At 57.1% G+C, this 26,248-nt stretch carries 22 protein-coding genes and 1 riboswitch; of the genes, 13 read left to right on the forward strand and 9 right to left on the reverse strand.

Going from position 1 to position 26,248, the window contains the following annotated elements; translation table 11 throughout:
* The first annotated feature begins 5 nt into the window (after positions 1-5).
* Positions 6-896, forward strand: a complete 891-nt coding sequence (gene malG, locus ACOI7Z_RS19280) for a maltose ABC transporter permease MalG (RefSeq protein ID WP_002884725.1) — start codon at positions 6-8, stop codon at positions 894-896.
* A gap of 193 nt (positions 897-1,089) precedes the next feature.
* On the opposite strand, the gene psiE is transcribed toward malG, so the two are convergent.
* Entirely contained in the window at positions 1,090-1,500 is a 411-nt protein-coding gene (gene psiE, locus ACOI7Z_RS19285; protein WP_004206282.1) for a phosphate-starvation-inducible protein PsiE, read from the reverse strand.
* A gap of 370 nt (positions 1,501-1,870) precedes the next feature.
* On the opposite strand from psiE, the gene ACOI7Z_RS19290 reads away from it, so the two are divergent.
* The 6 genes from ACOI7Z_RS19290 to ACOI7Z_RS19315 all read left to right on the forward strand — a co-directional run bounded on the left by ACOI7Z_RS19290 (position 1,871) and on the right by ACOI7Z_RS19315 (position 5,748).
* A complete protein-coding gene (locus tag ACOI7Z_RS19290; protein WP_023291622.1) occupies positions 1,871-3,148 on the forward strand; it encodes a serine dehydratase subunit alpha family protein in 1,278 nt (425 codons plus the stop codon).
* Positions 3,149-3,210: 62 nt separating this feature from the next.
* Positions 3,211-3,951: an AzlC family ABC transporter permease gene (locus tag ACOI7Z_RS19295; protein WP_023291621.1), complete on the forward strand. Its 741-nt coding sequence runs from the start codon at positions 3,211-3,213 to the stop codon at positions 3,949-3,951.
* Positions 3,944-4,264, forward strand: coding sequence for an AzlD domain-containing protein (locus tag ACOI7Z_RS19300; RefSeq protein ID WP_004206276.1), 321 nt, complete (start codon positions 3,944-3,946; stop codon positions 4,262-4,264). Before ACOI7Z_RS19295 ends, ACOI7Z_RS19300 begins: the two co-directional genes overlap by 8 nt.
* Positions 4,265-4,284: 20 nt before the next feature.
* The gene (locus ACOI7Z_RS19305; protein ID WP_047718378.1) at positions 4,285-4,665 is read left to right on the forward strand and encodes a Rid family detoxifying hydrolase; all 381 of its coding nucleotides are present in this window, start codon (positions 4,285-4,287) and stop codon (positions 4,663-4,665) included.
* Positions 4,666-4,774: 109 nt separating this feature from the next.
* Positions 4,775-5,284 (forward strand): GNAT family N-acetyltransferase, encoded by a 510-nt coding sequence (locus ACOI7Z_RS19310; protein WP_080901807.1) that lies wholly within the window; start codon positions 4,775-4,777, stop codon positions 5,282-5,284.
* An 8-nt stretch (positions 5,285-5,292) separates the two neighbouring features.
* A complete protein-coding gene (locus tag ACOI7Z_RS19315) occupies positions 5,293-5,748 on the forward strand; it encodes an acyltransferase (protein ID WP_023291618.1) in 456 nt (151 codons plus the stop codon).
* A gap of 47 nt (positions 5,749-5,795) precedes the next feature.
* On the opposite strand, the gene pgi is transcribed toward ACOI7Z_RS19315, so the two are convergent.
* Positions 5,796-7,445: a glucose-6-phosphate isomerase gene (gene pgi / locus ACOI7Z_RS19320; RefSeq protein ID WP_087848900.1), complete on the reverse strand. Its 1,650-nt coding sequence runs from the start codon at positions 7,443-7,445 to the stop codon at positions 5,796-5,798.
* 348 nt (positions 7,446-7,793) lie between these two features.
* A riboswitch (Lysine riboswitch) is annotated at positions 7,794-8,029 on the forward strand.
* 179 nt (positions 8,030-8,208) lie between these two features.
* Between pgi and lysC the strand changes: the two genes are divergently transcribed.
* From lysC to ACOI7Z_RS19335, 3 genes are all read left to right on the forward strand, one after another.
* Positions 8,209-9,558: a lysine-sensitive aspartokinase 3 gene (gene lysC, locus ACOI7Z_RS19325; protein WP_017900129.1), complete on the forward strand. Its 1,350-nt coding sequence runs from the start codon at positions 8,209-8,211 to the stop codon at positions 9,556-9,558.
* A gap of 138 nt (positions 9,559-9,696) precedes the next feature.
* The gene (panS, locus tag ACOI7Z_RS19330; protein ID WP_023291615.1) at positions 9,697-10,626 is read left to right on the forward strand and encodes a ketopantoate/pantoate/pantothenate transporter PanS; all 930 of its coding nucleotides are present in this window, start codon (positions 9,697-9,699) and stop codon (positions 10,624-10,626) included.
* Between the two features lie 115 nt (positions 10,627-10,741).
* Positions 10,742-11,014, forward strand: a complete 273-nt coding sequence (locus tag ACOI7Z_RS19335) for a DUF3811 domain-containing protein (RefSeq protein ID WP_004177859.1) — start codon at positions 10,742-10,744, stop codon at positions 11,012-11,014.
* On the opposite strand, the gene rluF is transcribed toward ACOI7Z_RS19335, so the two are convergent.
* On the reverse strand, positions 11,011-11,886 hold the full coding sequence (gene rluF / locus ACOI7Z_RS19340) for a 23S rRNA pseudouridine(2604) synthase RluF (RefSeq protein ID WP_023291614.1): 876 nt from the start codon (positions 11,884-11,886) through the stop codon (positions 11,011-11,013). The genes ACOI7Z_RS19335 and rluF overlap by 4 nt on opposite strands.
* A gap of 198 nt (positions 11,887-12,084) precedes the next feature.
* Here rluF and pepE point away from each other — a divergent pair, with 198 nt between their 5' ends.
* Entirely contained in the window at positions 12,085-12,774 is a 690-nt protein-coding gene (gene pepE, locus ACOI7Z_RS19345; RefSeq protein WP_065883736.1) for a dipeptidase PepE, read from the forward strand.
* Between the two features lie 112 nt (positions 12,775-12,886).
* Here pepE and ACOI7Z_RS19350 read toward each other — a convergent pair whose 3' ends face one another.
* Together ACOI7Z_RS19350 and metH are read right to left on the reverse strand one after the other, a co-directional pair.
* The gene (locus tag ACOI7Z_RS19350) at positions 12,887-14,518 is read right to left on the reverse strand and encodes a Na/Pi cotransporter family protein (protein WP_004206824.1); all 1,632 of its coding nucleotides are present in this window, start codon (positions 14,516-14,518) and stop codon (positions 12,887-12,889) included.
* Between the two features lie 129 nt (positions 14,519-14,647).
* Complete coding sequence (metH, locus tag ACOI7Z_RS19355) at positions 14,648-18,331, reverse strand: methionine synthase (RefSeq protein WP_087848901.1); 3,684 nt, start codon at positions 18,329-18,331, stop codon at positions 14,648-14,650.
* 194 nt (positions 18,332-18,525) lie between these two features.
* Here metH and iclR point away from each other — a divergent pair, with 194 nt between their 5' ends.
* Positions 18,526-19,356: a glyoxylate bypass operon transcriptional repressor IclR gene (iclR, locus tag ACOI7Z_RS19360; RefSeq protein WP_004206826.1), complete on the forward strand. Its 831-nt coding sequence runs from the start codon at positions 18,526-18,528 to the stop codon at positions 19,354-19,356.
* A 50-nt stretch (positions 19,357-19,406) separates the two neighbouring features.
* On the opposite strand, the gene aceK is transcribed toward iclR, so the two are convergent.
* The 4 genes from aceK to metA form a co-directional block, all read right to left on the reverse strand.
* Positions 19,407-21,191, reverse strand: coding sequence for a bifunctional isocitrate dehydrogenase kinase/phosphatase (gene aceK / locus ACOI7Z_RS19365; RefSeq protein ID WP_087848902.1), 1,785 nt, complete (start codon positions 21,189-21,191; stop codon positions 19,407-19,409).
* Positions 21,192-21,293: 102 nt separating this feature from the next.
* Positions 21,294-22,598, reverse strand: coding sequence for an isocitrate lyase (aceA, locus tag ACOI7Z_RS19370; RefSeq protein WP_087848903.1), 1,305 nt, complete (start codon positions 22,596-22,598; stop codon positions 21,294-21,296).
* A gap of 80 nt (positions 22,599-22,678) precedes the next feature.
* Entirely contained in the window at positions 22,679-24,280 is a 1,602-nt protein-coding gene (gene aceB, locus ACOI7Z_RS19375) for a malate synthase A (RefSeq protein WP_080901810.1), read from the reverse strand.
* 260 nt (positions 24,281-24,540) lie between these two features.
* Positions 24,541-25,470: a homoserine O-acetyltransferase MetA gene (gene metA / locus ACOI7Z_RS19380; RefSeq protein ID WP_004146576.1), complete on the reverse strand. Its 930-nt coding sequence runs from the start codon at positions 25,468-25,470 to the stop codon at positions 24,541-24,543.
* Positions 25,471-25,626: 156 nt separating this feature from the next.
* Here metA and ACOI7Z_RS19385 point away from each other — a divergent pair, with 156 nt between their 5' ends.
* Positions 25,627-26,088, forward strand: coding sequence for an acetyltransferase (locus ACOI7Z_RS19385; protein ID WP_065883729.1), 462 nt, complete (start codon positions 25,627-25,629; stop codon positions 26,086-26,088).
* Positions 26,089-26,248 lie beyond the last annotated feature (160 nt).

Below are 26,248 nucleotides of genomic sequence, written 5' to 3' on the forward strand. Positions count from 1 at the left end.
CGATAATGGCTATGGTCCAACCCAAATCGCAGAAGCTACGTTTATTTACCACGCATCTCCTGCTACTGATTTTTATCGCCGCGATTATGTTTCCGCTGCTGATGGTTATCGCTATCTCGCTGCGCGAAGGCAACTTCGCCACCGGCAGCCTGATCCCGGATACCATCTCCTGGGAGCACTGGCGTCTGGCGTTAGGCTTCAGCGTCGAACACGCGGATGGCCGCGTCACGCCGCCGCCGTTCCCGGTCCTGCTGTGGCTGTGGAACTCGATTAAGGTCGCCGGGATTACCGCGATCGGTATCGTCGCCCTCTCCACCACCTGCGCCTACGCTTTTGCCCGTATGCGCTTCCCGGGGAAAGCGACCCTGCTGAAAGGGATGCTGATTTTCCAGATGTTCCCGGCGGTGCTGTCGCTGGTTGCCCTGTACGCGTTGTTTGACCGCCTGGGCCAGTACATCCCGTTCGTCGGCCTCAACACCCACGGCGGCGTGATCTTTGCCTACATGGGCGGTATCGCCCTGCACGTCTGGACGATTAAAGGCTACTTCGAAACCATCGATGGCTCGCTGGAAGAAGCGGCGGCGCTGGATGGTGCGACCCCATGGCAGGCGTTCCGCCTCGTGCTGCTGCCGCTGTCGGTGCCGATTCTGGCGGTGGTCTTTATTCTGTCGTTCATCGCCGCCATCACCGAAGTGCCGGTCGCCTCGCTGCTGCTGCGCGATGTGAACAGCTATACCCTGGCGGTAGGCATGCAACAGTATCTCAACCCGCAGAACTATCTGTGGGGCGATTTTGCCGCCGCGGCGGTACTCTCCGCCATCCCAATCACGGTAGTGTTCCTGCTGGCGCAGCGCTGGCTGGTGAACGGCCTGACGGCGGGTGGGGTGAAAGGTTAAGTTTTTTTTGTAACACCGGCCCCAAATTTCAGATGGGGGCCGACGGTCTAGCCGCAATACACGACCCCAACCGGGTATTGTCGCCGTCGCCCTCAGCTGAAAAAGTAAGGCCAATGCCACTGCTATCCTCAACTGGACCCTACATAAATTCTATTTGTGACTGTTGGTCAGCGGCCCTGGAGGCCGCTTTTTTTTATTCGCGTTTCAGGCGATTGGAGTTACACAGCCAGAGCGTAATCACCAGGATCAGGATCGCGGCGGAGTATATGAGCACCGCCATCGGCGATTCATGATCGATGATGATCAAACGCACAATCGCGGTGATGCCGATATAGACGAAATAGCGCAGCGGGAAGTGGAACCCCGACTGAAAATACTTGACGATCAGCGCGATAAATTCGAAGTAGAGAAAGTAGACCACCAGTCCTTCCACCAGCCGGTACTTACTGGTCGGCTCCGGGGTAAAGAGGACATCGGCCAGATGCAGCGTCTCTTTACCGAGGAAGACGATCAGGATAATCCCTAGGCACAGCAGCCCCAGATTCAAAACCGTTTGCATCGCAGTGGCGATAAAATTCACCAGTGGGCGATAAACCGACGACATATTCACACCTCATAATCAGTCCTTGTTGCGTCCGGTATAGCGCAAAAGTGTGATCCAGATCTACAGTTACCCCTCACCGCGTGGGCTTTACACGTTTGCGCCCTCAGGACAGGATTTCGGCAAAAGAGAAAAATGCCCTCCTTAACGGCGTGTGATCGACATAACTGAATCCCCTTTTTTGTATAAAACTATCCCTGCACAGTCATTGTTAATCAATAACTTAATTTACATACAGGCCTGCATGTTTAGATAAGGCTAAAAATAAAATTTTTCTCCAGACCTTAATAAATAAAGGGTTATTTGAGAAAGTTTTTTTCTGCCGATTCCCTTAGCATATTTCCTCATCATCTTACGTCCAGGAATCATAATAATGTCTGACCAAGCATCCTCACTTTTTATTCGCTGGCTACAGCGAGAAGTCGCACCAGCATTAGGTTGTACGGAACCTGTTGCTATTTCATTTACCACCGCTTACGCCGCGAAACATTTAGCGACACCCTGCGAAAAAATTAGCGGTTTTATTTCTGCCAATCTGTACAAAAACGCCACGGGCGTCACGATTCCCGGCACGACAGTTAATGGCGTCGCGCTGGCCGCCGCCATCGGCGCCTTTGGTGGCGATGCCGATAAGGGATTACAGACCCTGGCAGGCATTACTTCACAGCATGTGGAACAGGCACAAGCGCTGGTGGATGCCGGCCACGTTACTATTGATGTCCAGGATACACCTGACTTTATTCATCTCGATCTCACCCTCAGCGCCGGTGACCAGACCTGTCGCGTCGTGGTAAAAGGCACGCATACCAATGTGGTCGAGTTATATATTAATGGCGAACAGCAGCCATTACACGCCGGGGAAAATAGCGCCACAGCGCAGACTGAACTGCCAACTTTCTCTCTCCAGGAAGCGTATGACTTTATTATCTCCACGCCGGTTGAGAATATTACGTTTATTCTGGAAGCCGCCCGCCTCAATAGCGCACTGGCTGCAGAAGGCAAATCGAAAAAGTATGGGTTGAATATTAACGGAACATTCTCTGAAGCCGTTAAAAATGGTTTGTTAAGTAATGACTTAATGAGCGAGGTCATTATCAACACCGTCGCAGCTTCCGATGCGCGTATGGGCGGAGCCCCGGTGGTCGCCATGTCGAACTTCGGCTCTGGCAACCAGGGGATCGCGGCGACCATGCCGGTAGTTACCGTCGCCGAGCATCTGAATGCCGATGAAGAGACGCTCGCTCGCGCGCTGGCGCTCTCGCATCTGACGGCCATTTCCATCCATTCGCGCTATACCCGCCTGTCCGCACTGTGCGCGGCCTCCACCGCCGCCATGGGCGCCGCCGCCGGTATGGCATGGCTGTTTACCCGCAATATCGAAACCATCAACACCGCCATCATCAATATGATTAGCGATGTTACCGGTATGATTTGCGATGGCGCTTCCAACAGCTGCGCGATGAAGGTCTCCTCGGTGGTTTCCAGCGCCTTTAAATCTGTGTTGATGGCGATGCAAAACCGCTGCGCCAGCGCCAACGACGGCATTGTCTGCGCCGACGTCGAACAGTCGATTAATAACCTGTGCCGCCTCGTGATTAAGCCTATGGCGCAAACCGATAAAGAGATCATTCGCATTATGGTCAGCAAATAAGACCAGCCCTTTTGTACCCTACGCAATAATGATTTATTGCCTGCACCAACAGGTATTTTACGATGAATAAAAAAGTCATATTACGCGGCGCCAGCGCCATTATGCCCCTGTGCATCGGGGACTTTCCTTTCTCGTTCATTGTTGGCGCGTTAAGCGTCAGCGCCGGCATGAGCGTCTGGCAAAGTACCGCGTGGTCGGCGATTGTGATTGCCGGTTCGGCGCAAATGCTGGCACTGAATATGTTAAAAACCGGCGCCACGCTCGGCGTGATTATTTTCACCACATTAATTATTAATCTTCGCCATGTGCTGTATAGCGCCTCTATTTCCGGCACCGTGCGCGAAGCCTCATTCTTTAAAAAATGCTTTATGTCCTATGCGCTCACCGACGAGGTGTATGCCACCACCGTCAAAGAGATGGAAGGAAATAAAAAGGAAAAATATCTGTTTTATGGTTCGGCGATGGTCACCTTCTGGGCGATTTGGGTGCTGGCCGATTTTCTTGGCGCGCTGGTCGGCGCCTCGTTTCCCCACATTGAGAAATACGGTCTCGATTTCGCCATGGTCGCCGCCTTTATCGCCATCGTGGTGCCGCAAATTAAAAGCCAGGCCTGCACCGTCGCCGCGGTAGTGGCCGCCGTTTCCGGCGTGCTGTTAGTGGTCCTGCCCTACTCGCTGGGTATCGTTGTCGCCTCCGTGCTCGGCGTCCTTGCCGGCCTGTGCGTCGACCTGGCGGAAGAGCGCAAGCAGATGGCAACAACCGAATCCGATATGCCGTTAGTGGAGGCGCTGGAAAATGAGTAATAGCTATTTTATCGCCCTGACGCTGGGCATGGCCGCGGTCACTTTTCTTATTCGTTTCTCGTTTATCGGCCTGGCCGGCAAGATCCAGATGTCTGAGCGGGTGACCAAAACATTGCGCTTCGTGCCGGTCACCGTCCTGCCGGCCATCATCACCATTCAGATCCTGAGCGTGAATTCCAGCATGGAGTTCGACTTAAAAAATCCGAAGGTGATCGCCGCCATTATCTGTACGCTCGCCAGCTTCCGTTTAGGTCTGGTGTGGGTGGTGGTGAGCGGCGTCGGCTCGCTGGTGCTATTGAATTATTTTCTGTAACTGTTTGAAGGGGTAACCACATGATTATTACTACCGCTGACGCGCCCGCCGCGATTGGTCCGTACGTTCAGGGCGTCAATCTCGGCGCGATGACCCTCACCTCCGGCCAGCTGCCCATTAATCCGCAGGACGGCACCATGCCCGACGACATTGCTGAACAGGCGCGCCAGTCGCTGGAGAACGTGAAAGCCATCGTCGAAGCCGCCGGCCTCACCGTTGGTCAGATCGTCAAAACCACGGTGTTTGTGAAAGACCTGGCGGATTTTGCCGCCATCAATGCCGCCTACGAGGCCTTCTTTACCGAACATCAGGCGGCCTTTCCGGCGCGCTCCTGCGTGGAAGTGGCCAGGTTACCGAAAGACGCTGGCGTCGAAATCGAAGCGATCGCTTTCGCCCGTTAATCCCCCCGGCTGGAGGGAGAACCTCCAGCCCCTTCCCCACCGATTTTTGTCGTTCCACGTTGTTCATATTACAGGCACTATAGCCACTGAACGACCCGAGGAACGCAGCATGTTAACTATCCGAAAGGCATTGCCCGAGGACGCGCCACAACTGAGCGCGATGGGTTATGCCAGTTACCAGCACCACTTCGCCCATCTCTGGCGCAATGCCGATGAACTGGCGTTATTTCTTAAGCAAGAATATGCCGAAGATGCGCTACGTCGGAGTCTTACCGATGCTAACCATCATTGGCTCATCGCCGAAGCCGCTTCCCCCGTTGGTTTCGCTAAATATAGCTATCAGCAGCGAATGGCTGAAGATGGCACGATGGGTACGCTGCTGCATAAGCTCTACCTGATGCCGGGGGAGACTGGCCACCGCTACGGCGAGCAGATTTTTCACGCCGTCGAGACGCGAGCAAAAACGGCCGGTGAAAGCTGGCTGTGGCTGGAAGTACTCGCCGCGAATCCCGCCGCGCGCCGTTTTTACGAACGCCAGGGGATGCAGCACATCAAAGACGCAACTTTTCATTCCGCCAGCCAGCAAAGCACCTTACATATTCTGGGCAAACCGCTATGAGAGGAACTATGCCTGAGCTTCGTGACACCGGCGTACGTAACGTCGTCTGTGGGAAAAATGTCGTTATTTACCAGCCCGCCAACCTGTACGACTGCACGCTGGGTGATAACGTCTTCGTTGGACCGTTCGTTGAGATCCAGGGGAATACCCGCATCGGCGCGGAGAGTAAAATCCAGTCGCATACCTTTATCTGCGAGTACGTCACCATTGGCCGGCGCTGTTTTATCGGTCACGGGGTGATGTTCGCCAACGACCTGTTTCGCGACGGCAAACCAAACGCCGACCGCGCCAGCTGGGGGCGGATTGAGATTGGCGATGACGTGTCGATCGGTAGCGGCGCCACGATTCTGGCCGTCAACATCTGCGACGGCGTGGTGATTGGCGCGGGCAGCGTGGTGACGAAGTCCATCACCGAGAAAGGCGTGTGGGCGGGAAACCCAGCCCGCCTGCTGCGGAGGCTGTAAAAAAATGCCGACCATAAGGTCGGCATTTCGTCTTAACGGCGCAAGCGTTATGCGCGCCAGGCTTTATAACGGTTAATCAGACCGTTAGTGGAGCTGTCGTGGCTGCTGACTTCGCTGCCGTCTTTCAGCTCCGGCAGGATGCGGTTAGCCAGCTGTTTGCCCAGCTCAACGCCCCACTGGTCGAAAGTGAAGATGTTAAGGATCGCGCCCTGGGTGAAGATTTTGTGCTCGTACAGAGCAATCAGCGCCCCGAGGCTGAACGGGGTGATCTCACGCAGCAGAATAGAGTTAGTCGGACGGTTGCCTTCGAACACTTTGAACGGCACCACGTGCTCCAGGGTCGCCGGATCTTTACCCTGATCGCGATATTCCTGCTCCACCACTTCACGGGATTTACCGAAGGCCAGGGCCTCGGTCTGGGCGAAGAAGTTGGACAGCAGCTTCGGATGATGATCGGAGAGCGGGTTGTGGGTGATAGCCGGGGCGATGAAATCGCACGGTACCATTTTGGTGCCCTGATGGATCAGCTGGTAGAACGCGTGCTGACCGTTGGTGCCCGGCTCGCCCCAGATGATCGGGCCAGTCTGGTAGTCCACGGCGTGGCCGTTACGGTCGACATACTTACCATTGGACTCCATGTTGCCCTGCTGGAAGTAGGCGGCAAAACGGTGCATGTACTGGTCGTACGGCAGAATCGCTTCGGTTTCCGCACCGAAGAAGTTGTTGTACCAGATACCGATCAGCGCCAGCAGCACCGGCAGGTTTTTCTCCGCCGGGGTGGTGGAGAAGTGTTTATCCATCGCATGCGCGCCAGACAGCAGCTCAACGAAGTTGTCGAAGCCCACGGAGAGAATGATGGACAGGCCAATCGCCGACCACAGGGAGTAACGGCCGCCAACCCAGTCCCAGAATTCGAACATGTTGGCGGTGTCGATGCCGAACTCGCCAACCGCTTTCGCGTTGGTGGAGAGCGCCGCGAAGTGTTTAGCCACATGCTTGTCGTCGCCCGCGGTCGCCAGGAACCAGTCGCGTGCGCTGTGGGCGTTGGTCATGGTCTCCTGAGTGGTGAAGGTTTTGGACGCGACCAGGAACAGGGTGGTTTCCGGGTTGACGTTCTTCAGCACTTCGGCGATGTGGGTGCCATCGACGTTGGAGACAAAGTGCATGTTGAGGTGATTTTTATATGGACGCAGCGCTTCGGTGACCATGAACGGACCGAGGTCGGAGCCACCGATACCAATGTTGACCACGTCGGTGATCGGTTTGTCGGTGTAGCCTTTCCAGCTACCGGAGATAATCGCTTCAGAGAAGGCTTTCATCTTCTCCAGCACAGCGTTCACTTCCGGCATCACATCTTTGCCATCAACCACAATCGGCGTATTGCTGCGGTTGCGCAGCGCGACGTGGAGTACCGCGCGATCTTCGGTGCGGTTGATCTTTTCACCGGAGAACATCGACTTGATGGCGCCTGCGAGATCGGTCTCTTTCGCCAGATCCTGCAGTTTAGCCAGCGTCTCTTCGGTGATGCGGTTTTTGGAGAAGTCCACCAGCATCAGATCGTCGAACGTCGCGGAAAACTTAGAAAAACGGTCGCTATCTTTGGCGAACAGCTCGCTGATAGTGACATCTTTCATTTCGTCGAAGTGTTTCTGTAATGCCTGCCAGGCAGAGGTCTGCGTTGGGTTGATGTTTTTCATTAGCAATACTCTTCTGATTTGAGATTGTGACTTCGGTCGATTGTAGCGCCGGTGACGGAAAATTGTGATGATTTTTGTGACTTGTCCCTGACGCCGGTCAGGAATCGGGTCAAAACGGAGTAAAAAGCCCCATTAGTATAGCTATCATAAGGCTTTTTTCTGTTAGCCGCAGGGGCATGAAAAATCCGCATAACCGCAGCGTTGACATAGCTGGCGTTAAGCCTTTATATATCCGCAGTGCTTACGTGTTGTAAGTATCTATTGCTCGCGCATTTCACGCTACAGCGAAAGGGTATTCGCGGGGGATATAATGTCCTTATTCCCCCGGCCAGGTGAAAGACGTCGGTAATTGCCAGAAGAGGTGCGTTGCCCAGGTAACCGTATTGGAGGAACCAGTCCGGCGAAAATACGTGAGGGGGAGCAACGCCGAGGTGAAAGAGCGTCTGGTTACGCTCCTCACCGGCCACAGGGGCTGAATCCCCTGGGTTGTCACCAGAAACGTTCGCAGTCGGGCGTTTCATACCCGAACACTTCAGCGCCCAGAGCGGTGAGTCGGGTCTACAAGGTGGAGCACTTCTGGGTGACATCGTAGTTGTTTATCATTCTGCGCCACCCTGTTTATCGCTCTTCCCTTGTGCCATGGCTGAATAATTTGGCCTGGCTTATTAAGACATTTTGTTGCGATCCGGCGGCATCCAGCCCCTGCCAGGATCGGTGTTCAGGAATCGTTTTAATAAGTCAGGCCCCCTGACACGAGGTTGTTATGACAGATTTAGTCGTCGCCAAATTTGGCGGCACCAGCGTTGCTGATTTTGACGCGATGAACCGCAGCATTGATGTGGCGCTGCTCGATGCCAATACCCGTATTGTTGTGCTCTCCGCCTCTGCCGGCGTGACCAACATTCTGGTGGCCTTAGCGGAAGGGCTGGAACCCACCGAACGTTTTTCCCAGCTGGACGCTCTGCGCCAGATCCAGTTCAATATTCTGGAGCGTTTGCGCTATCCCAACGTGATCCGCGAAGAGATTGAGCGCCTGCTGGAAAATATCACCACGCTGGCGGAAGCCGCCGCGCTCGCCTCCTCTAGCGCGCTGACTGACGAACTGGTCAGCCATGGCGAACTGATGTCCACCCTGCTGTTTGTGGAGATTCTGCGTGAGCGCGGAATTCAGGCGCAGTGGTTTGACGCCCGTAAAGTACTGCGTACTAACGATCGCTTTGGTCGCGCCGAACCGGATATCGCCGCCGTCGCCGAACTGACTCAGCAGCAGCTGACGCCGCGTCTGGCGGAAGGCCTGGTGGTGACGCAGGGCTTTATCGGCAGCGAAGCGAAAGGCCGCACCACCACCCTCGGCCGCGGCGGCAGCGACTATACCGCCGCTCTGCTCGGCGAAGCGCTGAATGCCACCCGCGTCGATATCTGGACCGATGTGCCTGGGATCTATACGACCGACCCACGCGTCGCGCCTGCGGCGAAACGCATCGACGTCATCGCCTTTGAAGAGGCGGCGGAAATGGCCACCTTTGGCGCCAAAGTGCTGCACCCGGCAACCCTGCTGCCTGCCGTGCGCAGCGATATCCCGGTATTTGTCGGCTCCAGTAAAGAACCTAAAGCGGGCGGTACGCTGGTGTGTAAAACCACCGAGAACCCGCCGCTGTTCCGCGCGCTGGCGCTGCGTCGCCGCCAGACGCTGCTGACGCTGCACAGCCTGAATATGCTGCACTCCCGCGGCTTCCTCGCCGAAGTGTTCGGTATTCTGGCGCGCCATAACATCTCCGTCGATTTGATCACCACCTCCGAAGTGAGCGTGGCCCTGACCATGGACACCACTGGCTCAACCTCTGCGGGCGATACCCTGCTGACCCAGGCGCTGCTGACCGAGCTCTCCTCGCTGTGTCGCGTGGAAGTGGAAGAAGACCTGGCGCTGGTTGCCCTGATCGGCAACGAACTGTCGAAAGCCTGCGGCGTCGGCAAAGAGGTGTTTGGCGTCCTTGATCCGTTTAACATCCGCATGATCTGCTATGGCGCGTCCAGCCACAACCTCTGCTTCCTGGTGCCTGGCGCCGATGCGGAGAAGGTGGTGCAGACGTTGCATCATAATTTGTTTGAATAAAATTCCTTAGCACGATAAACAATACCTATAGCCGGGCTCGAACCCGGCTTTTTTATAACAACATCAACACAACCAGCTGACCTGCTCGCCGCCCTACCGGGACGGCGCGGCCGGTTTGCGTATCGCAAGGAACACAACATGCTCGCAACTCTGACGCGGCTGTTCCCGTTATGGGCACTGCTGCTCTCCGTTCTGGCCTATTACACCCCCACCACCTTCACCCCGATCGGCCCGTGGGTTACCACCCTGCTGATGCTGATTATGTTCGGTATGGGGGTTCATCTGAAGCTGGCGGATTTCAAACGCGTCCTGTCGCGTCCGGCGCCGGTCGCCGCAGGGATATTTCTGCACTATCTGGTGATGCCGCTCGCCGCCTGGCTGCTGGCGCTGCTGTTTCATATGCCGCCGGAGCTTTCCGCCGGGATGGTGCTGGTGGGCAGCGTCGCCAGCGGGACGGCCTCCAACGTGATGATCTTTCTGGCCAAAGGGGATGTGGCCCTGTCGGTGACCATTTCCTCGGTCTCCACCCTGGTCGGCGTCATCGCGACGCCGCTGCTGACCCGTCTGTACGTCGACGCGCACATTCAGGTCGACGTCATGGGGATGTTGCTGAGCATTCTGCAGATTGTGGTCATTCCCATCGCCCTGGGGCTGATTGTCCATCATCTGCTGCCGAAGGTGGTGAAAGCGGTGGAGCCGTTCCTGCCCGCTTTCTCGATGGTGTGCATTTTGGCGATCATCAGCGCGGTGGTGGCGGGTTCTGCGGCCCATATCGCGTCCGTCGGCCTGGTGGTGATTATCGCAGTGATCCTGCATAACACCATTGGCCTGCTCGGCGGCTACTGGGGCGGACGTCTGTTTGGTTTTGATGAATCCACCTGCCGTACGCTGGCGATCGAGGTGGGGATGCAGAACTCCGGCCTGGCGGCCGCGCTGGGTAAAATTTACTTCGGCCCACTGGCGGCGCTGCCGGGAGCCCTGTTCTCCGTCTGGCATAACCTGTCCGGTTCGCTGCTGGCCGGGTACTGGTCAGGGAAGCCCATCGCCAAAAAAACCAGCAAGCGCTGAGCGTGACACGTCCGGGCGCCGGCCGGACGTGTGCCTGCTTTAGTTGCCATACAGGCTATCAGTAAAATATTCATTGCCGTACACTGGGTGCTCTGGTCTGACTGAGGGCACCACCATGGCACTCCCCCGTATTACACAAAAAGAGATGACCGAGCGCGAACAGCGCGAATTGAAAACGCTGCTTGACCGCGCGCGCATTGCGCACGGCCGCCCGCTGAGCAATGCGGAAACGAACAGCGTAAAAAAGGAATATATCGATAAACTGATGGCCCAGCGTGAAGCGGAAGCGAAGAAAGCCCGCCAGGTGAAAAAACAGCAGGCTTATAAGACGGATAAGGAAGCGACCTTTTCCTGGTCGGCGAATACGCCGACCCGCGGCAGGCGTTAACGCCCTTTCTTTTTACGTCCCGGCTGGGTGAAACGTTTGCCGTTGCCAGCCGGGCGGCCCTTATCGTTGCTATTTTCCATCTTCACCACCGGGCGCTTGATGCCGGGGGTCGCCGCTTTGGCCTTCGGCTTAGCTTTCGGCTTCGCTTCGGAAGAAGAGTTTTCAATCAGCTTGAACAGATCGATCAGCTCGTCATCGGTCAGATCGCGCCACTCACCCAGCGGGATCCCCGTCAGGCTGACGTTCATAATCCGCGTACGCTCAAGCTTCGTCACTTCATAGCCAAAATGCTCGCACATGCGACGGATCTGGCGATTCAGCCCCTGCACCAGAGTGATGCGGAAAACGAACGGCGCTTCTTTCTTTACCTTACATTTTTTGGTCACGGTCCCGAGAATCGGTACCCCCGCGCCCATGCCGCGAATGAACTCATCGGTCACCGGCTTATCGACCGTAACCAGATACTCTTTTTCATGGTCGTTGCCGGCGCGCAGGATCTTATTCACCAGGTCGCCGTGATTGGTGAGGAAGATCAGCCCCTGGGAGTCTTTATCCAGACGGCCGATAGGGAAGATACGCTTGCTGTGGTTGACGAAATCGACAATGTTGTCGCGCTCGCCGTCTTCCGTGGTGCTCACAATGCCGACCGGCTTATTCAGCGCAATCAGCACCAGATCATCCGCTTCGCGCGGCTCAATCAACCGTCCGTTAACTTTGACCAGGTCGCCAGGCTTCACCTGATCGCCAATCGTGGCGCGCTTGCCATTGATAAAGACGTTGCCTTGTTCAATAAAGCGGTCCGCTTCGCGACGCGAGCAGATGCCGCTTTCACTGATGTATTTGTTTAATCGGGTTGATGAGTCGGGCAGCATAGATTCTCCTGTAAAAGCGAAATATACCCTACCTTGCGGGCGAGAAAAAACCTGGATTGCGTTATTCATTATTCAACGGCTTCGTCGGGCTCATGAACAGCATTCCGCTTACCCACATCATGCGCCATGTCAGCGCGCCGGTATCGGGGCGATGCTAGAATTTCTGCTTCAATAATAGGTTTAAAACAGGAAGAAAAGATGGAACTGCTGCTACTCAGTAACTCCACGCTGCCGGGGAAAGCCTGGCTGGAACACGCCCTGCCGCTGATGGCCGGTCAGGTCAAAGGCCGCCGGACGGCGGTATTCATCCCCTTCGCTGGCGTGACGCAAACCTGGGATGATTACACGGCCAAAGTGGCTGCGGTTATGGCGCCGATGGCGGTCAGCGTAACCGGTATCCACCGCGTCGCCGACCCTATCGCCGCCATTGAAAGCGCCGAGATGGTGATCGTCGGCGGCGGGAACACCTTCCAGCTGTTGAAAGAGTGCCGCAGCCGCGGGCTGCTGGCGCCGATTGTCGATGTCGTCAAACGCGGGGCGTTGTATATCGGCTGGAGCGCAGGTTCAAACCTCGCCTGCCCGACCATTCGCACCACCAACGATATGCCGATTGTCGATCCGCAGGGATTTGATGCGCTGGGGCTGTTCCCGCTCCAGATTAACCCGCACTTCACCAACGCGTTGCCGACCGGGCATCAGGGTGAAACCCGCGAACAGCGTATCCGCGAACTGCTGGTCGTGGCGCCGGAATTAACGGTGATTGGTTTACCGGAAGGAAACTGGATCCAGGTCACCGATGGTCACGCGACCCTTGGCGGCCCGAACCCGACGCTGTTGTTCAAAGCGGGGGAAGCAGCGGTAACCCTGCCTGCAGGCCACCGCTTCTGAGCTGGTATGGCTAACGTTTCCCGGATAGCGGCGCGTTGCGCCTTATCCGGGCTGCCTCAACGAAACGTCCTAACACATAACCCCGGTTAGCGCAGCGCCGCCGGGGAAGTTCTCAGTAGTCATCCCGTTCGTCGTCTTCATCCGGCTGCTCCATCACGCTGTAAGCCACCGAGCAGAACAGGCTGTTCAGACGCTTCATATCCCCCAGCAGCGCCAGGTGCAACGTACTGGTTTCGATACTCTGCACGTTCTGCTGATGCAGACGGTCAACGTGCGCATGCGAGTAGCGGCGGTTAAGAATGCGGAACCGGTGTTTACTGCGCCGCAGGCGACGGGCGCTGGGCACATCGCTAGAGAAGAAGACCGACATCGCCAGCTGCAGGTTGCTGAGCAACAGATCGTACAGGGCGTCCAGCTCCTTTAACCCTTCCACCGAGAAGGCGCGCCGCGCCGCCAGCGATTTATCAGCGATCTCGCTGCCCATCCGCTCGACGATATCGGAGGCCTGCTCGAGGTTTAACGACATCTCAATAATTTCCGCCCAGCGCCGGGACTCCTCTTCCGCCAGCTCATCCTTTGGCATTCGCGCCAGATAGAGCTTAATGGCGGTGTAGAGTACGTTGATATCGTCCGCCATGCGGCGTAGCTCTTTCTCCTGACGCGGTTCGCCATGCATCACCTTATGCAGGCTCTCCAGCATTTGCTCCATCGCGTCACCAATGCGCAGCGTCTCGCGCGCGGCATTGGCCAGCGCCAGCGCCGGGGTGTCCAGCGCCGACGGGTCGAGATGCTTGGGTTTGAGATGGTTATCCAGCTCGGGTTCATCGCGGATCATGCGCTGGCACAGCTTCGCCATCGGTCCGGCAAAAGGCACCATCGCGATGCAGCGCAGCAGGTTGTAAAAAACGTGGAAGTAGATAACCAGCTCGGACTCGGCCAACGGCAGCTTGTGCATCGCCGCGGCCAGCGGATGGACGAACGGCAGAATGATCAGGCTCCCCACCAGCTTAAACAGCAGGCTGCCCAGCGCCACCCGGCGCGCCGCCGCGTTCGCCGCGCTGTTGTTGAGCATCGCCAACAGCCCCGATCCCAGGTTGGCGCCAATCACCAGGCACAGCGCCACCGGAAAAGAGATCGCTCCTGCCGCGGTCAGCGTCGCGGTCAGCAGCACCGCCGCCAGGCTGGAGTAGCTGATGATCGCGAATACGGCGCCAATCAAGGCATCCAGCATAATATCCCCGGTCAGCGAGGCAAAAATCACCTGCACGCCGTTGGCCTGGGTAATGGGATGGACGGCCTGCACAATCAGCTCCAGGGCCAACAGGATCAGCCCAAGGCCAATCCCCACTCGCCCCAGCTGCCCGGCGCGGGTCTGCTTGCGGCCGAGGAAGAAAATCACCCCGATAAATATCAACAACGGCGACAGCCACGACAGGTCGAAGGTCAGCACCCTCGCCATCAGCGCCGTCCCGACGTCGGCCCCCAGCACCATCACCAGCGCCGGCGTGAGGCCCACTAAATCCTGGGCGACAAACGAGGTCACCAGCATGGTGGTGGCATTGCTGCTTTGCACCAGCGCAGTCACGCCAAGACCCGCGCAGAAGGCGAGCGGCTTTTTCTCTACGCTGCTACTGAGAACGGTACGCAGGCGAGCGCCATAGACGCGCATCACCCCGGTACGCACGATATGCGTGCCCCACACCAGCAGAGCGACCGCGGACAACAGGTGTAGCAGAGTTAACACGGAATCAGCTTCTCCTTATCGTTATAGGTGTTCCGACGTTCTGGAACCTATCTCAGTATAAGGGGTTAACCTCAATAAAGAGACAAGGCGCTCACAGAGCGCCTTGTTTGTTGTAAGGAAAGATGACGACTAGTCCGCATCATAGCCCAGATTAGGGGCTAACCAGCGCTCGACTTCCGCCGGGGTCATCCCTTTACGCAGCGCGTAGTCTTCGACCTGGTCGCGCTGGATCTGCGCCACGGCGAAGTATTTGCTGTCCGGATGGCTGAAGTACCAGCCGGAAACCGATGCCCCCGGCCACATGGCGAACGATTCGGTAAGCTTCATGCCGGTATGGGCTTCGACGTCCAGCAGCTGCCAGATGGTGCCTTTTTCGGTGTGCTCCGGACAGGCCGGATACCCCGGCGCCGGACGGATCCCCTGGTAATTCTCGCGAATAAGCTCCTCATTGCTGAGGTTCTCATTGGCCGCATACCCCCAGTAGACCTTGCGCACTTTCTCGTGCAGATACTCGGCGAAGGCTTCCGCCAGACGATCGGCGATGGCCTTGATCATGATCTTGTTATAGTCATCATGCTGCGCTTCATAGGCTTCCGCCAGCGCGTCCTCTTCCAGGCCGCCGGTGACGGCGAAGGCGCCGATGTAGTCCGCTTTGCCGCTCAGCTTCGGCGCCACAAAGTCGGCGAGGCAGTAGTTGGCGAAGCCGACCTTCTCCGTCTGCTGGCGCAGGTGATGGCTCACCGTCAGCACGTGGGTGCGGGTTTCATCGCGATAGATTTCAATATCGTCGCCCACGCGGTTGGCCGGGAACAGGCCCACCACGCCGCGCGGGTTGAGGGTTTTCTCTGCGCTCAGCTTATCCAGCAGCTCGTTAGCGTCTTTGAACAGGCGCTGCGCCTCTTCCCCTACCACGTCATCTTCCAGAATGCGCGGATATTTGCCCGCCAGCGACCAGGTCATAAAGAACGGCGTCCAGTCGATGTAGTTGCGTAGCGTCTCGATACTGGCTTCCACCTCCTGAATCCCCAGGCGATGGGCCACCGGCGGAGTGTAGCTCTCCCAGTCAAAGGCCAGATCGTTTTCCCGTGCGGCGGCCAGGGTCACCGGCGGGGTGCGCGGTTTTTTACGCCCATGCTGGATACGCACGGTTTCATACTCTTTGCGCGTACGGGCGACAAACTCATCGCGCTGCGTGTCCGAGAGCAGCGCAGCCACCACCCCGACGGTGCGCGAAGCGTTCTGTACGTAAACGGTCGGGCCGCTGTAGTTCTGCTCGATTTTCACCGCCGTATGCGCTTTAGAGGTGGTCGCGCCGCCGATCAGCAGCGGGATGGTAAAGCCCTGGCGCTCCATCTCTTTCGCCACGTTAACCATTTCGTCGAGCGACGGGGTAATCAACCCGGAAAGGCCGATGAGATCCGCGTTCACCTCTTTGGCGGTTTTGAGAATTCTATCCGCCGGGACCATCACGCCAAGATCGATAATTTCGTAGTTATTGCACTGCAGCACCACGCCGACGATGTTTTTGCCGATGTCATGAACGTCGCCTTTTACCGTGGCAATCACCATTTTGCCGTTACTGGAGCCCTGCTCTTTACTGGCTTCAATAAACGGCTCCAGGTAGGCCACCGCCTGTTTCATGACGCGGGCGGATTTCACCACCTGCGGCAGGAACATTTTGCCTTCGCCGAACAGATCGCCGACCACGTTCATGCCGTCCATCAGCGGCCCTTCGATCACCTCAATCGGGCGAGCGGCCTGCTGACGCGCTTCTTCGGTGTCCTGTTCAATAAATTCGGTAATGCCCTTCACCAGCGAATATTCGAGGCGTTTTTTCACCTCCCAGCTGCGCCATTCCGCCTGCTGGGCATTGGCGCCGTCGTCAACTTTACTGCCGCGATATTTTTCCGCCAGCTCGAGCAATCTTTCGGTGCTGTCATCGCGGCGGTTGAGGATCACGTCCTCCACCGCGTCGCGCAGCTCGGCGGGAAGGTCGTCGTAAATCGCCAGCTGGCCGGCGTTGACGATGCCCATGTCCATGCCGTTACGGATCGCGTAGTAGAGGAATACTGCGTGGATCGCCTCACGTACCGGGTCATTGCCGCGGAAAGAGAAGGAGACGTTGGAGACGCCGCCGGAGATCAGCGCATGCGGCAGCTCGCGTTTGATGTCTTCGCAGGCGCCGATAAAATCCTGGGCATAGTTATTGTGTTCTTCGATACCGGTCGCCACCGCGAAGATATTCGGGTCAAAGATAATATCTTCTGGCGGGAAGCCGACCTCTTCGGTGAGGATTTGGTAGGCGCGACGGCAAATCTCAATTTTACGTTCGCGGGTATCGGCCTGACCCACTTCGTCAAAGGCCATCACCACCACCGCGGCGCCGTAGCGGCGCACCTTTTTCGCATGCTGGATGAACGGCTCAACGCCCTCTTTCATCGAAATCGAGTTAACGATGCCTTTGCCCTGAATGCATTTCAGGCCCTTTTCAATGACTTCCCACTTGGAGGAGTCGATCATGATCGGCACGCGGGCAATGTCCGGCTCGCCGGCAATCAGGTTGAGGAAGCGCGTCATCGCCGCTTCGGCGTCGAGCATCCCCTCGTCCATGTTGATATCGATGATCTGCGCGCCGCTTTCCACCTGCTGACGCGCCACGTCCAGCGCTTCGCTGTACTTCTCTTCTTTGATTAAGCGTTTAAATTTCGCCGAGCCGGTAACGTTGGTACGTTCGCCGACGTTAACGAACAGGCTGTCATCGCCGATATTCAGCGGCTCCAGGCCGGAAAGACGGCAGGCGACGGGGATCTCCGGCAGCTGGCGCGGCGGCAGGCCGGCCACCGCGCGGCTCATGGCGGCGATATGTTCCGGCGTGGTGCCGCAGCAGCCGCCGACGATATTGAGGAAACCGGCTTCCGCCCATTCGCGGATCTGCGCCGCCATGGTATCGGCATCCAGATCGTATTCGCCGAAGGCATTGGGCAGGCCAGCGTTCGGGTGCGCGGTAACGTAGCACTCAGCGATACGCGACAGCTCCTGGACGTACTGGCGCAGTTCGTCCGGCCCGAGGGCGCAGTTCAGACCAAACGATAAGGCTTCGGCGTGACGCAGCGAGTTATAGAAAGCTTCGGTGGTCTGCCCGGACAGCGTGCGGCCGGAGGCATCGGTAATGGTCCCGGAGATCATCAGCGGCAGGTCAACGCCCAGCGCCTCCAGCTCCTCTTTCACCGCATAGATGGCCGCTTTGGCGTTCAGGGTGTCAAATACCGTTTCAATCAGGATCAGATCCACGCCGCCTTCCACCAGCGCTCGGGTGGATTCGCGATAGGCAGCCACCAGCTGATCAAAGGTTATATTGCGGAACGCCGGATCGTTCACATCAGGCGAAATAGAGGCGGTGCGGTTGGTTGGGCCAAGCACGCCCGCGACGTAGCGCGGTTTTTCCGGCGTGCGGGCCGTCCAGGCATCGGCGCTGGCGCGGGCCAGCTTCGCCGCCGCAAAGTTGATCTCTGCCGACAGGGACTCCATCTGGTAATCCGCCATCGCGATGGTCGTCGAGTTAAAGGTGTTGGTCTCAATGATATCCGCGCCGGCCTCGAAGTAGGCGTCGTGGATCTCGCGGATCACCTCGGGCTTGCTGAGCACCAGCAGGTCGTTGTTGCCTTTCAGGTCGCACGGCCAGTCAGCAAAGCGCTCACCGCGAAAGTCCTGCTCACTCAGACGGTAGCCCTGGATCATGGTGCCCATGCCCCCATCCAGAACCAGAATACGTTCTTTTAACTGCTGATGCAGTTGCTCAACTTTGCTGCTCACACTTGCTCCCGACAACGCTCAACACAGGCCAAATAGCCAACAAACCATACTGGCATAAACCACCGGAGCGGAAAAGACAACAACGGGCAATATGAGACATGTTCAGCTTCACTCCTCCGATGAGTCCGGTTGTGATTGCATTATCGCCAAATAAAACGAAAATCATTTCCACGATACAGAAAAAGGAGTCCGCGATGGCCACTACCCCCGTTCCCGCGAAACGCGGCAGAAAACCCGCGGCTGCCACCGCCCAACAGGCTGGCGGTCAGGTTCAGTCGCTGACCCGCGGCCTGAAATTGCTCGAATGGATTGCCGAGTCCCACAGCAGCGTCGCTCTGACCGAGCTGGCGCAGCAGGCGGGTCTGCCCAACTCAACCACTCACCGCCTGCTGACCACCATGCAGCAGCTGGGTTTCGTTCGCCAGGTCGGCGAGCTGGGCCACTGGGCCGTCGGCGCGCATGCCTTCGTGGTCGGCAGCAGCTTTCTGCAAAGCCGCAATCTGCTGGCGATTGTCCACCCGATCCTGCGCCAGCTGATGGAGGATTCCGGTGAAACGGTGAATCTGGCGGTGCTTGACCAGAGCGACCACCAGGCGATCATTATCGACCAGGTGCAGTGCACCCAGCTGATGCGTATGTCGGCGCCAATCGGCGGAAAACTGCCGATGCACGCCTCCGGCGCCGGGAAGGCGTTCCTCTCGCAGCTGAGCGAAGAGCAGGTGACCAGCCTGCTGCACCGTAAAGGGCTGCATGCCTATACGCATGCCACGCTGGTCTCGCCGCTGCATCTGAAGGAAGATTTAGCGCAGACCCGCAAGCGGGGCTACTCGTTCGATGACGAGGAGCACGCGCTCGGCCTGCGCTGCGTCGCCGCCTGCATTTATGATGAACACCGCGAACCGTTCGCGGCAATCTCCATCTCCGGTCCCATCTCACGCATGACCGATGATCGGGTGACCGAGCTGGGCGCGCTGGTGATCAAAGCGGCGAAGGAAGTGACGCTGGCATACGGCGGGGTTAAATAAAAAAATGCCCCGCAGGGGCATTTTAAGTAGGCCTGATAAGCGTAGCGCCATCAGGCAGATCGGCGCACCTTGCCGGATGGCGGCGTAAACGCCTTATCCGGCTTACTGTCGGCGCCATAGCGCACGCTAAAACGCTGCTTACGCCGGTAAGCATAGACATCTTCCACATGACCGTTTTTAATCCGCGTCTGCAGTTCGCGCCAGTAGTCGGCACGCAGCAGGTCGGCATGCATCTCCTCAAACAGCGGCCCAATGCGCGGGTCGGCGCACAGCCAGTGGCGGAACTCCTCCGGAAACACATCCCCCGGCGAGACGCTGTACCACGGCTCGCTGGCCAGCTCATCCTCGGGATAGCGCGGCGGCGGGATCTGGCGGAAATTCACCTCCGTCATATAGCAGATTTCATCATAGTCGTAGAACACCACCCGGCCGTGGCGGGTGACGCCGAAGTTTTTAAACAGCATATCGCCGGGAAAGATGTTGGCGGCGGCCAGTTGGCGGATAGCATTCCCATACTCTTCTACCGCATCGCGCAGCGCCTGGCCGTTAACCTGCTCCAGCCACAGGTTGAGCGGCACCATTCGCCGTTCAATATACAGATGACTGATGACAATCCGGTCGCCGAGGTCGGTCAGTTTGTTCCCCGCTTCCGCCTGCAGCAGCGCCAGCAGCGCTGGCGCGATTTGTCGTTTCTCCAGCACGAAATTTTCAAACTCCTGCGTGTCCGCCATCCGCCCGACGCGGTCATGCTCCTTTACCAGCTGATAGCAGGCGCGTACGTGGGCGGCGGTCATCTCCTTCTGCGGCGCGAAGCAATCTTTGATCACCTTGAACACCCGGTCAAACCCCGGCAGGGTAAACACCAGCATCACCATCCCGCGAATGCCCGGCGCCTCGATAAACTGCTCATCGCAGCGAGCGATGTAGTGCAGATATTCGCGATAGCTTTCGGTTTTGGCGTGCTTCTGGCAGCCAATCGCCATATACAGCTCGGCCGTGGTTTTACCCGGCAGGATCTCGCGCAGCCATTCCACCAGAGCGCCGGGCAGGGGCGCATAAACCATAAAATAGGAACGCGCGAAGCCAAAAACGATGCTCGCTTCGGCATGGGTGGTCAGGCAGGTATCGACAAACAGCTCGCCCTCGTCGCTGCGATGGATCGGCAGCAAGAAGGGCAGCGTGGTCATCGGCATCACCAGTTTGCCCACCAGCCAGGCGGCTTTGTTGCGATAGAACAGCTCATTGGCGACCTGTAGATGACAGGTGGCGAGCGGTTCCTCCCCCAGAGCCTCCTGCAGACTGGCAATGATATAGCCGATATCCCGCGCTTTATTTTGCCACGGCAGCCGCAGCGGCAGATCGGACAGCACTTTACCCAGCAGGTGCGACCAGCCGCGCTCTGGATAGAAATCTTTCGCCAGCGGGCGCGGAAGGGTGCGAAAAGGACGCTCGGGCTGCGAGCTGAAAATAAAGAGCCGCTCGGGGGTCAGCGAGCGGTGGTCAAACAGGCGGCAGTAGACCGAATTGAAAAAGCTCTCGGCAATTTCAAAACGAGGGTAATCCGGCAGCAAACGGGTGTAGTGGGCTTTCACCCGCAGCAAAAAGTCGGCATCCGTGCTTTTTCCCTCCGTGATGCAGCGCAGCTGCTCCACCACCAGACCCACATGGTGGTCATAGAGATGGATCCGCTGTTTCATCGCCTGCTGCACCGCATGCCAGTCGGCCTGTTCAAAGCGCTGCTGCGCGCCGGAAGTCACTTCGAGAAAACGCCCATACTGAGCGTCAAATCCCTGCAATATCGTTTGGGCAATCAGTAATTCCAGACCACGCGTCATCGAACTCCCCCATCCGGTACCACGTCAGGCCGGATGGCGCGCTCGCTTATCCGGTCTGGATCCCTTCACAGGCCCGGTGAGCGTCCTGCCACCGGGCATGGCTCAAAACTGATCTTCTTCGGTCGAGCCGGTCAGCGCCGTCACCGACGAGGCGCCGCCCTGGATAATGGTAGTGACCTTGTCGAAGTAGCCGGTGCCCACCTCCTGCTGATGCGAGACGAAGGTATAGCCTTCCGGCCCGGCGGCGAATTCCGGCTGCTGCACTTTTTCAACATAGTGGCGCATCCCCTCACCCTGAGCGTAGGCATGGGCGAGGTCGAACATGTTGAACCACATGCTGTGGATCCCGGCGAGGGTAATAAACTGGTATTTGTACCCCATGTCCGACAGCTGCTGCTGGAAGCTGGCGATGGTTTTATCATCGAGATTTTTCTTCCAGTTAAACGACGGCGAGCAGTTATAGGCCAGCAGTTTGCCCGGGAAACGCGCATGAATGGCTTCGGCAAAGCGACGCGCCTGCTCGAGATCCGGTTTCGACGTTTCACACCACACCAGGTCCGCATACGGCGCGTAAGCCAGCCCGCGGCTGATCGCCTGCTCGATCCCGGCATGGGTGCGGAAGAACCCTTCGCTGGTGCGATCTCCGGTAATAAACTCACGATCGTACGGATCGCAGTCTGAGGTAATTAAATCGGCAGCGTCAGCATCGGTACGGGCGATCACCAGCGTCGGGACCCCCATCACGTCGGCCGCCAGACGCGCCGCCACCAGTTTCTGTATCGCCTCCTGGGTTGGAACCAGCACTTTACCGCCCATATGACCGCACTTCTTCACCGACGCCAGCTGATCTTCGAAGTGAACAGCCGCTGCACCGGCTTCAATCATCGATTTCATCAGCTCAAAGGCGTTCAAGACGCCGCCGAAACCGGCCTCCGCATCCGCCACAATCGGCAGGAAGTAGTCGATAAAGCGCGGATCGTTCGGCTCAATCCCGGCTGACCACTGGATCTGATCGGCGCGGCGGAAGGTATTGTTGATCCGATCCACCACCGCCGGTACCGAGTTGGCCGGGTACAGCGACTGATCCGGGTACATGCTGGACGCCAGGTTAGCATCCGCCGCCACCTGCCAGCCGGAGAGATAAATGGCTTCGATGCCGGCCTTCGCCTGCTGCAAGGCCTGGCCGCCGGTCAGCGCGCCAAGGCTGTTGATGTACCCTTTCTTCGCCTCACCGTGCAGCAGACGCCACATTTTCGCTGCGCCAAGCTGCGCCAGCGTGCATTCCGGGTTCACCGAGCCGCGTAATTTCACCACCTCTTCCGCGCTGTACGGGCGGGTAATCCCTTTCCAGCGCGGGTTCGTCCACTCTTTGTTTAATTCTTCGATTTGTTGGGTACGGGTTTTCATGTGCAGATGCTCCATATTATTTCCTGGCTCCCCAGGCGTCATTGGTGAAGGACTAAATGGCGAACAACACCATCTGGCGATTAGGCCAGCAGGCGGTAGCCCGGTAATGTCAGAAAATCAATCAGTTCGTCGGAGGTGGTGATCTGCTCCATCAGCCGCGCCGCATCGTCAAAGCGGCCATGGCTGAAGCGGTGCTCCCCCAGCTCCTCCTGAATCACCATCAGCTCTTCCGCCAGCCACTGGCGGAACAGCGCTTTCGTGACCGGCGTGCCGTCGTTCAGGGTTTTCTGATGATGGATCCACTGCCAGATAGAGGTGCGCGAGATCTCGGCCGTCGCGGCGTCTTCCATCAGGCCATAAATCGGTACACAGCCGTTGCCGGAGATCCAGGCTTCGATGTACTGCACCGCCACGCGGATGTTGGCGCGCATCCCGGCTTCCGTGCGCTCGCCCTCGCAGGGGGCCAGCAGCTGTTCGGCGGTAATTGGCGCGTCCTCCCTACGGGTCACCGAGAGCTGATTCGGCTTGTCGCCGAGCACGCGGTTAAACACCGCCATGGCGGTATCCGCCAGCCCAGGATGGGCGATCCAGGTGCCATCGTGACCGTTGTTCGCCTCCAGCTCTTTGTCGGCGGTGACTTTATTCAGCACCTGACGGTTACGCTCGGCCTCTTTACTCGGGATAAAGGCCGCCATTCCACCCATCGCAAACGCCCCGCGTTTGTGGCAGGTCTTAATCAACAGCCGTGAGTAGGCGCTGAGGAAGGGTTTATCCATCGTCACCACCTGGCGGTCCGGCAGTACGCGGTCAGGATGGTTTTTCAGCGTCTTGATATAGCTGAAGATATAGTCCCAGCGGCCGCAGTTCAGGCCGACAATATGGTCGCGCAGCGCATGCAGGATCTCATCCATCTGGAACACCGCCGGCAGTGTTTCAATCAGCAGCGTGGCCTTGATGGTGCCGCGCGGCAGGTCAAAGCGATCTTCAGTAAAGCTGAAGACATCGTTCCACCATGCCGCCTCCTGCCAGGCCTGGGTTTTTGGCAGATAGAAGTAGGGACCACTTCCTTTCGCCAGCAGCGCCTGGTAGTTATGAAAGAAATAGAGCGCAAAATCGAAAAGACTGCCGGGAATGGCCTCATTACGCCAGGTCACATGCTTTTCCGGCAGGTGCAGGCCGCGCACACGGCATACCAGCACAGCGGGATTGGGCTGCAGTTGGTAGATTTTGCCAGCCTCATTGGTGTAGCTGATGGTCCCGTTCACGGCATCGCGTAGGTTGATTTGGCCATCAATGACTTTACGCCAGTCCGGCGCCAGCGAATCCTCAAAGTCCGCCATAAAGACTTTTACGTTAGCATTCAGCGCGTTAATGACCATCTTGCGCTCGACGGGGCCGGTAATTTCAACGCGGCGATCCTGCAAATCCGCCGGGATACCGCGAATGGTCCAGTCGCCATTTCTAATGGAAGCAGTTTCCGAAATAAAATCCGGCAGTTGCCCATCGTCAATGGCCTGCTGCTGCTGCAGACGCGCGGCCAGCAGTTTATTGCGCGCCGGCGTAAAGCGGCTCACCAGTTCCGTCAGGAATTCTACCGCCTCAGGCGTCAAGATCTGCTTCTCCTGCTCGCCATAGGGCTGACTAAAGGCCAGTTCATCGGTGATTGTCGCCTGCTGCGTCATTGTGCTGCTCCTCTTGGTTGATCCGCTGGAAGCGAGCGAAAGATCGTTGTGCAGTTTTCGCTCAGCACAATTAAGACTACTCAATTAATTTTCAAAATCAAAAACAATTTCCATTTTAATTTTAAAATGAGATTAACATATTGATAACAATGAAATTAAAGTTATCATCAGCCATGAGGTGAATTTCGGAAATAAAAAAGGCACCCGAAGGTGCCAGAGGCAAAGTGCTGAAACGCTTTAGGATCGTTTCGTGCGGAGTATTACTCCAGCGTTGGATTCATATGACGCAGATCGTATGGTGTAATCTGGTAGACGTAATAGTTCAGCCAGTTAGCGAACAGCAGATTACCGTGGCTCCGCCAAGTGGCGCGCGGTTTGTTCTGCGGGTCGTTTTGCGGAAAATAGTTGTGGGGAATCTCAGGGTTCAAACCGGCTTCCACATCGCGGAAATATTCACTTGCCAGGGTATTGGCATCGTACTCGGGGTGGCCGGTGACAAAGGCTATACGCTTATCTTTACTGGCGAACAGATACGCATCGCCCTCTTCCGTCTCCGCGAGGATCTCGAGATCGGTATAATCCCGGATAAGCCCTGCAGGAAAGTCAGCATAGCGTGAGTGTGGGGCCAGGAAAGAGTCGTCGAAACCGCGGGTCAGTAAAGCGTGTGGATGAAGAATATGGTGTTCATAAACGCCAGAAATCTTTTCGGCGCGGGTCTGCTTGGGAATGCCGTACAGAATATTCAGCGCGGCCTGAACCGCCCAACAGACGAACAGCGTCGAAGTGACGTGATCCTTGGCCCACTCCAGCACCTGTTTGATCTGCGGCCAGTAAGCGACATCATTAAATTCAACCAGGCCTAAGGGAGCGCCGGTGACGATCAGGCCGTCGAAGTTCTGATCGCAGATCTCATCGAAATTGCAGTAAAAGTTATTCAGATGCTCCGCCGGCGTATTACGTGACTCACGCGCATCGATACGTAATAACTGGATGTCCACCTGCAGCGGAGAGTTCGACAGCAGACGCAGGAACTGATTCTCCGTCTCGATTTTCTTCGGCATCAGGTTGAGGATTAACACCTTCAGGGGGCGGATTTCCTGAGTTGTTGCACGCGTTGTCGTCATCACAAAGACGTTTTCATTGCGCAAGAAATTGACGGCTGGTAGCTCGTCCTGCACCCGAATTGGCATAACTCTATTACCTCATAGCATACGTATAAACGTTTAGACATCCAGATAGCTGAAGATAACCAGGAATCGGGTGAATGTCGAGTCTGCATGTTCACGGTGAGAAAATTTCACGGCGCGCATTGAGTTAGAATATAAGAATGAAGAAAAGGAGAAAATATGGTTATTAGCATCCGCCGTTCCCGGCCTGATGAAGGGGATAAACTGATTGCGATCTGGTGTCGGTCAGTCGACGCCACGCACGATTTTCTGTCAAAAGCGTATCGGAGAGAGCTGGAGGAGCTGGTACGTGCCTTTTTACCGGAGGCTCCGCTGTGGGTGGCGGTTAACACGGAGGACCAGCCGATCGCCTTTATGCTGCTGACCGGAGATCATATGGATGCGCTGTTCGTCGATCCGGATGTCCGCGGCTGCGGTGTGGGGAGATTGCTGATCGCGCATGCGCTGTCGTTAACGCCAACACTGACGACCAACGTAAATGAGCAGAATGAACAAGCGGTCGGGTTTTATCGGAGAATGGGTTTCAAAGTGACAGGTCGCTCTGAAACGGACGATCTGGGTCAACCGTATCCGTTATTGAATTTGATACATGAGCAGCAGGCTGAAGCAGACTACGATTGACGTCGGTAACTTTGCGGCATTGATGTCCCCTCGGCCAGCAGGTGGCCGAGGATCCGTAGCCCCGGTAAGCGCAGCGCCACCGGGGGAGGCATGCCGCACACAGCAAAAAACTCCGCACCTTTCGGGACGGGGTTCTTTTTAAACGCAAAAACAAAAGGCT

Origin of the sequence: Klebsiella sp. C283, assembly GCF_048822555.1 — a bacterium.
Lineage (GTDB): Bacteria > Pseudomonadota > Gammaproteobacteria > Enterobacterales > Enterobacteriaceae > Klebsiella > Klebsiella quasipneumoniae.

Bases quoted from the DNA above. Each gene is read 5' to 3' on its own strand.
- ACOI7Z_RS19295 (WP_023291621.1), top strand. From the start codon at position 3,211: ATGAATAAAAAAGTCATATTACGCGGCGCCAGCGCCATTATGCCCCTG.
- aceK (WP_087848902.1), bottom strand. From the start codon at position 21,191: ATGACGCGTGGTCTGGAATTACTGATTGCCCAAACGATATTGCAGGGA.
- ACOI7Z_RS19310 (WP_080901807.1), top strand. From the start codon at position 4,775: ATGTTAACTATCCGAAAGGCATTGCCCGAGGACGCGCCACAACTGAGC.
- ACOI7Z_RS19315 (WP_023291618.1), top strand. From the start codon at position 5,293: ATGCCTGAGCTTCGTGACACCGGCGTACGTAACGTCGTCTGTGGGAAA.
- aceB (WP_080901810.1), bottom strand. From the start codon at position 24,280: ATGACGCAGCAGGCGACAATCACCGATGAACTGGCCTTTAGTCAGCCC.
- aceA (WP_087848903.1), bottom strand. From the start codon at position 22,598: ATGAAAACCCGTACCCAACAAATCGAAGAATTAAACAAAGAGTGGACG.
- lysC (WP_017900129.1), top strand. From the start codon at position 8,209: ATGACAGATTTAGTCGTCGCCAAATTTGGCGGCACCAGCGTTGCTGAT.
- ACOI7Z_RS19290 (WP_023291622.1), top strand. From the start codon at position 1,871: ATGTCTGACCAAGCATCCTCACTTTTTATTCGCTGGCTACAGCGAGAA.
- ACOI7Z_RS19300 (WP_004206276.1), top strand. From the start codon at position 3,944: ATGAGTAATAGCTATTTTATCGCCCTGACGCTGGGCATGGCCGCGGTC.
- pepE (WP_065883736.1), top strand. From the start codon at position 12,085: ATGGAACTGCTGCTACTCAGTAACTCCACGCTGCCGGGGAAAGCCTGG.
- psiE (WP_004206282.1), bottom strand. From the start codon at position 1,500: ATGTCGTCGGTTTATCGCCCACTGGTGAATTTTATCGCCACTGCGATG.
- pgi (WP_087848900.1), bottom strand. From the start codon at position 7,445: ATGAAAAACATCAACCCAACGCAGACCTCTGCCTGGCAGGCATTACAG.
- iclR (WP_004206826.1), top strand. From the start codon at position 18,526: ATGGCCACTACCCCCGTTCCCGCGAAACGCGGCAGAAAACCCGCGGCT.
- malG (WP_002884725.1), top strand. From the start codon at position 6: ATGGCTATGGTCCAACCCAAATCGCAGAAGCTACGTTTATTTACCACG.
- rluF (WP_023291614.1), bottom strand. From the start codon at position 11,886: ATGCTGCCCGACTCATCAACCCGATTAAACAAATACATCAGTGAAAGC.
- ACOI7Z_RS19305 (WP_047718378.1), top strand. From the start codon at position 4,285: ATGATTATTACTACCGCTGACGCGCCCGCCGCGATTGGTCCGTACGTT.
- ACOI7Z_RS19335 (WP_004177859.1), top strand. From the start codon at position 10,742: ATGGCACTCCCCCGTATTACACAAAAAGAGATGACCGAGCGCGAACAG.
- metA (WP_004146576.1), bottom strand. From the start codon at position 25,470: ATGCCAATTCGGGTGCAGGACGAGCTACCAGCCGTCAATTTCTTGCGC.
- panS (WP_023291615.1), top strand. From the start codon at position 9,697: ATGCTCGCAACTCTGACGCGGCTGTTCCCGTTATGGGCACTGCTGCTC.
- ACOI7Z_RS19385 (WP_065883729.1), top strand. From the start codon at position 25,627: ATGGTTATTAGCATCCGCCGTTCCCGGCCTGATGAAGGGGATAAACTG.